This window comes from Belnapia sp. (assembly GCF_059504005.1).
In genome coordinates, this window is the sequence record NZ_JCACHU010000083.1 from 114,492 (window position 1) to 122,869 (window position 8,378).

Sequence of the window (8,378 nt, forward strand, 5' to 3'; positions counted from 1 at the left end):
GGCGAGGCTAGGTCGAGGGAGGGCGAGGATGGACGGCAGCACGGCCGGGCGGGTGGATTACCAAGCCCTCGTCTTTCCCTATGCGCGCTCGCCCGACCAGGACGCGCCGCGGCCGGTGCGCCACCCCGTCGTCATCGTCGGCGCCGGGCCGGTCGGCCTCGCCGCGGCCATCGACCTGGCGCAGCAGGGCATCCGCGTCGTGCTGCTCGATGACGACGACCGCCTATCCAACGGCTCGCGCGCCATCTGCTTCGCCAAGCGGACGCTCGAGATCTTCGACCGGCTAGGCTGCGGCGAGCGCATGGTCGGCCAGGGGGTCACCTGGAACCTGGGCAAGGTCTTCTTCCGCGAGGAGCCGGTCTACAGCTTCGACCTGCTGCCGGAGGCGGGCCACCGGCGCCCGGCCTTCATCAACCTGCAGCAATACTATGTCGAAGGCTTCCTGCTCGAGCGGGCGCGGGCGCTGCCGCTGATCGACCTGCGCTGGCGGAACCGGGTGGCGGGGCTGGAGCCGCAGGCCGATGGCGTGCTGCTCGAGATCGAGACGCCAGAGGGTAATTACCAACTGCAGGCCGACTGGCTGGTCGCCGCGGACGGCGCGCGGAGCCCGATCCGCAAGGCTATGGGCCTCGAGAGCAAGGGCCAGACCTTCCGCGACCGCTTCCTGATCGCCGATGTGCGGATGGACGCCCCCTTCCCCGCCGAGCGCTGGTTCTGGTTCGACCCGCCCTTCCACCCCAACCAGTCCGTGCTGCTGCACCAGCAGCCGGACGGCGTCTGGCGCATCGACTTCCAGCTCGGCTGGGATGCCGACCCGGTTGCGGAGCGCCAGCCGGAGCGGGTGATCCCCCGCGTGCAGGCGCTGCTCGGGCCGCAGGCGCGGTTCGAGCTGGAATGGGTCAGCGTCTACACCTTCTCCTGCCTCAGGATGGAGCGCTTCCGCCACGGCCGCGTGCTCTTCGCCGGCGACAGCGCGCATGGCGTCTCGCCCTTTGGCGCGCGCGGCGCCAATAGCGGCGTGCAGGATGCGGAGAACCTGGCCTGGAAGCTCGGGCTGGTGGCGGCGGGCCGGGCGCCGGAGGGCCTGCTCGACAGCTACGATGCCGAGCGGGTCCAGGCGGCGGACGAGAACATCCTCAACTCCACCCGCAGCACCGACTTCATCACCCCGAAGAACGAGGCGAGCCGCGCCTTCCGCGACGCCACGCTGGAGCTCGCGCGCGACTGCGCCTTCGCCCGGCGGCTGGTGAATAGCGGGCGGCTCTCCCTGCCCAGCACCTACCGGGCCTCGCCGCTGAACACGCCCGATACGGATGCCTTCGACGGGCCCATGCAGCCGGGCGCCCCGGCCGCCGATGCGCCGGTGCGGGTCGGGGGCGAGGCGGCATGGTTCCTGGCGCAGCTCGAGCATGGCGGCTTCACCGGCCTTTGGTTCGGCGAGGGCGAGGCGCCGCCGCTGCCCGCCACGGGCGGCCTCCCGCTGCGGCTGCTCCAGGTCGTCCCGGCCGGCGCCGCCCCGGCCGGTACGGTCGTGATCGAGGATGCGGAGGGGCTACTCGCCCGGCGCTACGATGCGCGGCCCGGCACCGTCTACCTGCTGCGGCCGGATCAGCATGTCGCCGCTCGCTGGCGCCGCTTCGAGCCCGCGCTGGTACAGGCGGCCCTGGCTCGCGCCACCGGCCAGGGCTGAGGAGGAGCGCCATGCTGAACACCGAGCTCAACCTCGCCGCGCCGGACGATGTCTACGAGGCGCTGGTCGCGCTCCACCGCGACCTGACGCCGGAGCAGAGCCGCCTCGTCAATGCCAAGCTGATCCTGCTGCTGGCGAACCATGTGGGCGATGCCGCCGTTCTGCGCCAGGCCATGGCGAAGGCCCGCGAGGGCATCACCCCGGCCGGGCAGGACAGCACCCTCAAGGCCACCGCCTGAACCCGATCGAGAGGACGAGACCCCATGTCAGGCTTCGCCAGCACCAAGGACCTCGCCGACAAGAACGTCTCCTTCGAGGAGCTCGGCCCCGGCCTCTATGGCTGGACGGCGGAGGGCGACCCCAATTCCGGCATCGTCATCGGCGATGATGGCGTCCTCGTCGTCGATGCCCAGGCGACGCCGGCCATGGCGCGCGACGTCATCGCCCGCATCCGCCAGGTGACGGACAAGCCCGTCCGCCATGTGGTGCTGAGCCATTACCACGCCGTCCGCGTGCTCGGCGCCTCGGGCTATGAGGGGGCGGAGATCATCGCCTCCGACGTGACGCGGGACCTGATCGTCGAGCGCGGCCAGCAGGACATGGACAGCGAGATCGGCCGCTTCCCGCGCCTGTTCCGCGGCAAGGAGAGCATCCCTGGCCTCACCTGGCCGCATGTCGTCTTCCACAAGCGGATGACGCTGTGGATGGGCCAGCGCGAGGTGCAGATCATCCATATCGGCCGCAGCCACACGGCCGGCGACACCGTGGTCTGGCTGCCGAAGGAGCGGGTGCTCTTCGCCGGCGACACCGTCGAGTTCGGCGCGACGCCCTATTGCGGCGACGCGCATTTCACCGACTGGCCGGCGACGCTCGCCGCGGTGCGGGCGCTCGGCGCCGAGAAGCTGGTGCCCGGCCGCGGCCGCAGCCTGCTGAACCGGCAGGAAGTCGAGGAGGGCATCGCCGGCACCATCGCCTTCACCTCGGACCTCTTCGCCATCGCCAAGGCGGGCGTCGCCAAGGGCGCGACGCTGAAGCAGGTCTATGACGAGGCCATGGCGGCAATGCGCCCCAAATACGGGCATTGGGTGATCTTCGAGCACTGCATGCCCTTCGATGTCAGCCGCGCCTATGACGAGGCGCAGGGCATCGACCACCCGCGCATCTGGACCGCCAAGCGCGACGTCGAGATGTGGCAGGCGCTCGAGCAGGGCAGCACCATGAAATCCGCCGAAGCGCATTCCTGAGGGAGACCGGCCAGCATGAACCTCGTCCAGCCCTTCAGCGCTGCCGGCGTGGGCACGGCGGAGCCGGCCTACCTCTCCGGCTTCGGCAACCAGTTCGAGACGGAGGCGCTGCCCGGCGCCCTGCCGGTCGGCCGCAACTCGCCGCAGCGCTGCGCCTATGGGCTTTATGCCGAGCAGCTCAGCGGCTCCCCCTTCACCGCACCAAGGGCGGCGAATGAGCGGAGCTGGCTCTACCGCATCCGCCCGACGGTTGCGAACTGGGGGCAGTTCCGCCGGATCGATGCCGGGCACTGGCGCACCGCGCCCTGCGCCGAGGTCGAGCTGCCGCCCGCGCCGATGCGCTGGAGCCCGGTGCCGATCCCGGAGCGCGGTCTCTCCCTCATCGAGGGGATGCACACCGTCACCACCGCGGGCGATGCCGGCAGCCAGGCCGGGATGGCGGCGCATCTCTACTTTGTCACCCGTTCCATGGAGGACGAGTATTTCTACAACGCCGATGCCGAGATGCTGCTGGTGCCGCAGCAGGGCGCGCTGCGGCTGGCGACAGAATTCGGTGTCATCGACATCGCGCCCGGCGAGATCGCGGTGATCCCGCGCGGCGTCAAGTTCCGCGCGGAGCTCCGCGGCGGCCCGGCGCGCGGCTATGTCTGCGAGAATTACGGCGGCGCCCTCACCCTGCCGGAGCGCGGGCCGATCGGCGCCAACTGCCTCGCCAATCCGCGCGACTTCCTCACCCCCGTCGCCACCTATGAGGACCGCGAGGTGCCGAGCCGGCTGACGGTGAAATGGGGCGGCACGCTCTGGGGGGCGGAGATCCCCGCCTCGCCGCTCGACGTCGTCGCCTGGCACGGCAACTACGCGCCCTACAAGTACGACCTCCGGCGCTACTCGCCGGTCGGGCCGGTGCTCTTCGACCATGCCGACCCGTCGATCTTCACCGTCCTCACCTCGCCGAGCGACACGCCGGGCACGGCGAACATCGACTTCGTCATCTTCCCCGAGCGCTGGATGGTGGCGGAGAACACCTTCCGCCCGCCCTGGTACCACATGAACGTCATGTCGGAGTTCATGGGGCTGATCTACGGCGTCTATGATGCCAAGACTGGCGGCGGCTTCGCCCCGGGCGGCTTCTCGCTGCACAACACCATGCTGCCGCACGGGCCGGACATGTCCGCCTTCGAGGGGGCGAGCAAGGCGGAGCTGAAGCCGCACAAGCTGGAAGGGACGCTCGCCTTCATGTTCGAAACGCGCTTCTTGCAGCGCGTCACCGCCTATGCCGCCGGCCTGCCGGAGCTGCAGCGCGACTATGGCGAGTACGGCCAGGCGCTGCGGCGCCATTTCGACCCCAGCCGGCGGGAGTGGTGAGCGGCATGCCCTCGATCGATGCGACGCATGACGCCGGGCTGTGCAGCTGGGTGGACTCGGCCAATGGCCATCCGGACTTCCCGATCCAGAACCTGCCGCTCGGCATCTTCTCCCCAGCCGGCGGCGGGAAGCGGACCGGCGTCGCCATCGGGTCGATGATCCTCGACCTCGGCGCGGCGCAGGCGGCCGGGCTGTTCCAGGGCGAGGCAGCGGAGGCCGTCGAGGCGATGGCGGGCGGCACGCTCAACCCCTTCTTCGCCCTCGGCGCCGGGCCTCGCGTGGCGCTGCGTGCCCGGCTCAGTGGCGTGCTGGCCGAGGGCAGCGCGGAGCGGGCGAGGCTCGAGCCCTGCCTCCAGCCGGCCGAGCGCTGCATGCTGCACCTGCCGGCACGGATCGGCGACTACACCGACTTCTATGTCGGCATCCATCACGCGACCAATGTTGGCAAGGTCTTCCGCCCCGACAACCCGCTGCTGCCGAACTACAAGTATGTCCCCATCGGCTATCACGGCCGCGCCTCCTCCGTGATGCCGTCCGGCACGCCAATCCGCCGGCCGCAGGGCCAGCGCAAGCGGCCTGAGGAGAATGCGCCGAGCTTCGGCCCCTGCCGCAACCTCGACTACGAGCTGGAGCTCGGCATCTGGATCGGCCCGGGCAATGCGCTCGGCGAGCCGGTGCCGGTCGGCGAGGCGGCACGGCACGTCGCCGGCTACTGCCTGCTGAACGACTGGTCGGCACGCGACATCCAGGCCTGGGAGTACCAGCCGCTCGGCCCCTTCCTCGGCAAGAATTTCGGCACGACGATCAGCCCCTGGGTGATCACGCCGGAGGCGCTGGCGCCCTTCCGCCACGCCCAGCCGCCGCGGCCGGAGGGCGACCCAACCCCCCTGCCCTATCTGCTCGACGAGGCCGACCAGCGCGAGGGCGCCTTCGACCTGGAGCTCGAGGTGCTGCTGGAGACGCCGGGCCTGCGCGAGAAGGGGCTGCCGCCACATCGGCTCGGCCTCAGCAACACGCGGCACATGTACTGGACCGTGGCGCAGATGGTGGCGCATCACGCCAGCAACGGCTGCAACCTGCAGCCGGGCGACCTGCTCGGCTCCGGCACCATCTCCGGGCCCGATGCCGCATCGCTCGGCAGCCTGCTGGAGATCACCGGGGGCGGGAAGCAGCCGCTGCGGCTCGGCTCAGGCGAGGAGCGTCGCTACCTCGAGGATGGCGATGCGCTGGTGCTCCGCGCCCGCGCCCGGCGCGAGGGCTTTGTCTCCATCGGCTTCGGCGAGTGCCGCGGCAGCATCCTGCCGGCGCCCGGCACAGAAGCCGCGTGATGGGCAGCCTCCGCATCCCGCGCCGTGCCGCCCTGGCGACGGGGCTTGGGGCCACCCTGCCGCTGCGCGGCCTGCGCGCCCAGTCCTATCCGGACCGGCCGGTCAAGTGGATCGTCGCCTATGCCGCGGGCGGCGGCACGGACACGCTGGCGCGCATCCTCGGTAGCGCCATCTCGGCGCGGATCGGCCAGCCGATGGTGATCGACAACCGCCCGGGTGCCGCGACCAATATCGGCGCGGAGGCTGCGGCCAAGTCGCCGCCGGATGGCTACACCGTCTTCTCCGCCGACAACGGCACGCTGGTCTTCAACCCGGCGCTGTTCCGCCGCCTGCCCTATGACCCGGCGCGCGACTTCCAGCCGGTCGGGCTGATGGCCCGCTTCCCGCTGGTGCTGACGGTGAAGCAGGACTCGCCCCATGCCAGCGCGCGCGGGATCTTCGACGCGGCGAAGGCCAAGCCGGGTGCGATCGATTACGGCTCGCCCGGCATCGGCTCGCCGCATCACCTGGCGATGGAACGGCTGGCGAAGGAGACGGGGGTGCGCTTCACCCATATCCCCTATCGCGGCGCGGCGCCGGCGCTGAACGACCTGCTGGCGGGGACGATCGAGTCGATGATCCTCGACCTTCCCTCCGGCCTTGAATACCTGCGCTCGCGCCGGGTGAAGCCGCTCGCCCTCTGCTCGGCGCAGCGCCACCCCGACCTGCCCGAGGTGCCGACGATCGGCGAGGCGCTCGGCCTCGCCCGCTTCAAGGCCCATGCCTGGCAACGGATGGTGGTGCCGGCCAACACGCCGGCGCCCATCGCCGGCCGGCTGACGGCGGAGCTCGCCGCGGCGCTGCGCGAGGAAGCGGTCACCGGCAAGCTGCGCGGCATCGGCCTCGAGCCGCTGAGCGGCGGGCCGGAGGAGTTCCGCCGGTACGTCGAGGCCGAGCGGACGGTCTGGGTCCCGCTGATCAAGGAACTCGGCATCACCCTCGACTGAGGCGGATATGGACATGACGGAAGCCTGCGACGTCCTGGTGATCGGCTCCGGCGCGGGCGGGCTCGCGGCGGCGGCGGCGGCGGCGGCGCAGGGGCTCGCGGTGATCGTCGCGGAGAAGGAGCGGTATGTCGGCGGCACCACCGCACTGTCCGGCGGCTATCTCTGGATCCCGAACAACCCCGTCTCCCGCCGCGACGGGGTGGAGGACAGCGTCGAGGCGGCCCGTACCTATCTGCGGCACGAGGCGGGCAACCACTTCAACGCCGACTGCGTCGACGCCTTCCTCGCCCATGGGCCGGAGGCGGTGGAGTTCTTCGAGACCCGCACCGCCCTGCGCTTCGACCCTGCCTCGGCCTTCTCCGACTACCACCCGACCGCGCCGGGCGGCGTCGCCGGCGGGCGCTCCATCCTTGCCGCGCCCTACGACGCCAAGGACCTCGGCCCGGAGCTGGCCCGGCTGCGGCCGCCCCTGCCGGAGCTGACCTTCGCCGGGCTGATGATCGGCTCCGGGCCGGAGCTGAAGCATTTCTTCAACGTCACCCGCTCGGCGCGCTCGGTCGCCTATGTGGCGGGGCGGATGACGGCACATCTGCGCGACCTCGCGCTGCATGGCCGGGGCATGCGGCTGACCAACGGCAATGCGCTGGCGGCGCGCCTGTTCCGCAGCGCGCTCGACCTCGGCGCCGCGGTCTGGACCGAGGCGGCGGCGGAGCGGCTGCTGGTGGAGGAGGGCCGCGTCGTCGGCGCGCGGCTCGCCATGCCGGACGGGCCCCGGGAGGTGCGCGCGGCCCGTGGGGTGGTGCTGGCAGCCGGCGGCTTCCCGCAGGACCGATCGCGGCGCCGCAGCCTCTTCCCGCATGACCCGGATGGCGGGCGGCACCTTTCCCCCGCGCCGCCCGGCAATACCGGCGACGGGCTGCAGCTCGGCGAGGCGGCAGGCGCCGCGCTGGAGCTCGGCTACCCGAATGCCGCGGCCTGGGTGCCGGTCTCCCGCGTGCCGCGGCGCGATGGCGGCTGGGGCGTCTTCCCCCACTTCATCGACCGGGCCAAGCCCGGGCTGATCGCCGTGCTGCCGGATGGCCGGCGCTTCGTGAACGAGGCCAACTCCTACCACGACTTCGTCCAGGCTCTTTTTGCCGCCAGCCCGGCGGGCGGGCCGGTGCGGGCCTTCCTGGTGGTGGACCATGCCTTCCTGCGCCGCTTCGGCCTCGGCTTCGTCAAGCCCTTCCCGGTGCCGGTCGCAGGCCAGGTCCGCTCCGGCTACCTGAAGCGGGGCGCCAGCCTTCAGGCCCTGGCGGCGGCGGCAGGGATCGACCCGGCGGGGCTGGCGGCAACCGTCGAGGCCTATAACCGCGATGCGCGGGCCGGCACGGACACCGCCTTCGGCAAGGGTTCGACCGCCTACAACCGTTTCAACGGGGACCCGGCCTTCGCGCCGAATCCCTGCCTCGCCCCGATCGAGCAGGGCCCCTTCTATGCGGTGGAGGTGGGGGTGGGCGACCTCGGCACCTTCGCCGGGCTGCGCGCGAACGGCCATGCCCAGGTGCTGAACCGCGAGGGGCGGCCGATCCCCGGCCTCTATACCGCGGGCAATGACATGGCGAGCATCATGGGCGGCAATTACCCAGGCGGCGGGATCACCCTCGGGCCGGCGCTCACCTTCGGCTACATCGCGGCGCGGCACCTGGCGGCGCAAGGGGAGACGGCCGGCTAGGCTCTGTGACCGGAGTGGCTGGCTGATCCATTCGGTTCTGCATCGGTCGTT

Annotated in this window: 7 protein-coding genes; all 7 read left to right on the forward strand. The window is 71.6% G+C overall.

The features are described 5' to 3' along the window. Positions 1-28: 28 nt before the first annotated feature. From AC5JJ1_RS12650 to AC5JJ1_RS12680, 7 genes are read left to right on the forward strand one after another with little or no spacing between them, the layout of a single operon-like run. A complete protein-coding gene (locus tag AC5JJ1_RS12650; protein WP_495785463.1) occupies positions 29-1,690 on the forward strand; it encodes an FAD-dependent oxidoreductase in 1,662 nt (553 codons plus the stop codon). Between the two features lie 11 nt (positions 1,691-1,701). Continuing rightward, entirely contained in the window at positions 1,702-1,929 is a 228-nt protein-coding gene (locus tag AC5JJ1_RS12655) for a DUF2783 domain-containing protein (protein ID WP_495785464.1), read from the forward strand. 24 nt (positions 1,930-1,953) lie between these two features. Beyond that, positions 1,954-2,934, forward strand: coding sequence for an MBL fold metallo-hydrolase (locus tag AC5JJ1_RS12660; protein ID WP_495785465.1), 981 nt, complete (start codon positions 1,954-1,956; stop codon positions 2,932-2,934). A 15-nt stretch (positions 2,935-2,949) separates the two neighbouring features. Next, positions 2,950-4,299: a homogentisate 1,2-dioxygenase gene (gene hmgA / locus AC5JJ1_RS12665; RefSeq protein WP_495785466.1), complete on the forward strand. Its 1,350-nt coding sequence runs from the start codon at positions 2,950-2,952 to the stop codon at positions 4,297-4,299. 5 nt (positions 4,300-4,304) lie between these two features. Further along, positions 4,305-5,627, forward strand: a complete 1,323-nt coding sequence (fahA, locus tag AC5JJ1_RS12670; RefSeq protein ID WP_495785467.1) for a fumarylacetoacetase — start codon at positions 4,305-4,307, stop codon at positions 5,625-5,627. Further along, positions 5,627-6,613: a Bug family tripartite tricarboxylate transporter substrate binding protein gene (locus AC5JJ1_RS12675; protein WP_495785468.1), complete on the forward strand. Its 987-nt coding sequence runs from the start codon at positions 5,627-5,629 to the stop codon at positions 6,611-6,613. Before fahA ends, AC5JJ1_RS12675 begins: the two co-directional genes overlap by 1 nt. Before the next feature lie 7 nt (positions 6,614-6,620). Continuing rightward, positions 6,621-8,327: an FAD-dependent oxidoreductase gene (locus AC5JJ1_RS12680; RefSeq protein ID WP_495785469.1), complete on the forward strand. Its 1,707-nt coding sequence runs from the start codon at positions 6,621-6,623 to the stop codon at positions 8,325-8,327. Positions 8,328-8,378: the final 51 nt, after the last annotated feature.

Coding starts and splice junctions, on each gene's coding strand:
- AC5JJ1_RS12650 (WP_495785463.1), top strand. CDS start 29: ATGGACGGCAGCACGGCCGGGCGGGTGGATTACCAAGCCCTCGTCTTT.
- AC5JJ1_RS12655 (WP_495785464.1), top strand. CDS start 1,702: ATGCTGAACACCGAGCTCAACCTCGCCGCGCCGGACGATGTCTACGAG.
- AC5JJ1_RS12660 (WP_495785465.1), top strand. CDS start 1,954: ATGTCAGGCTTCGCCAGCACCAAGGACCTCGCCGACAAGAACGTCTCC.
- hmgA (WP_495785466.1), top strand. CDS start 2,950: ATGAACCTCGTCCAGCCCTTCAGCGCTGCCGGCGTGGGCACGGCGGAG.
- fahA (WP_495785467.1), top strand. CDS start 4,305: ATGCCCTCGATCGATGCGACGCATGACGCCGGGCTGTGCAGCTGGGTG.
- AC5JJ1_RS12675 (WP_495785468.1), top strand. CDS start 5,627: ATGGGCAGCCTCCGCATCCCGCGCCGTGCCGCCCTGGCGACGGGGCTT.
- AC5JJ1_RS12680 (WP_495785469.1), top strand. CDS start 6,621: ATGGACATGACGGAAGCCTGCGACGTCCTGGTGATCGGCTCCGGCGCG.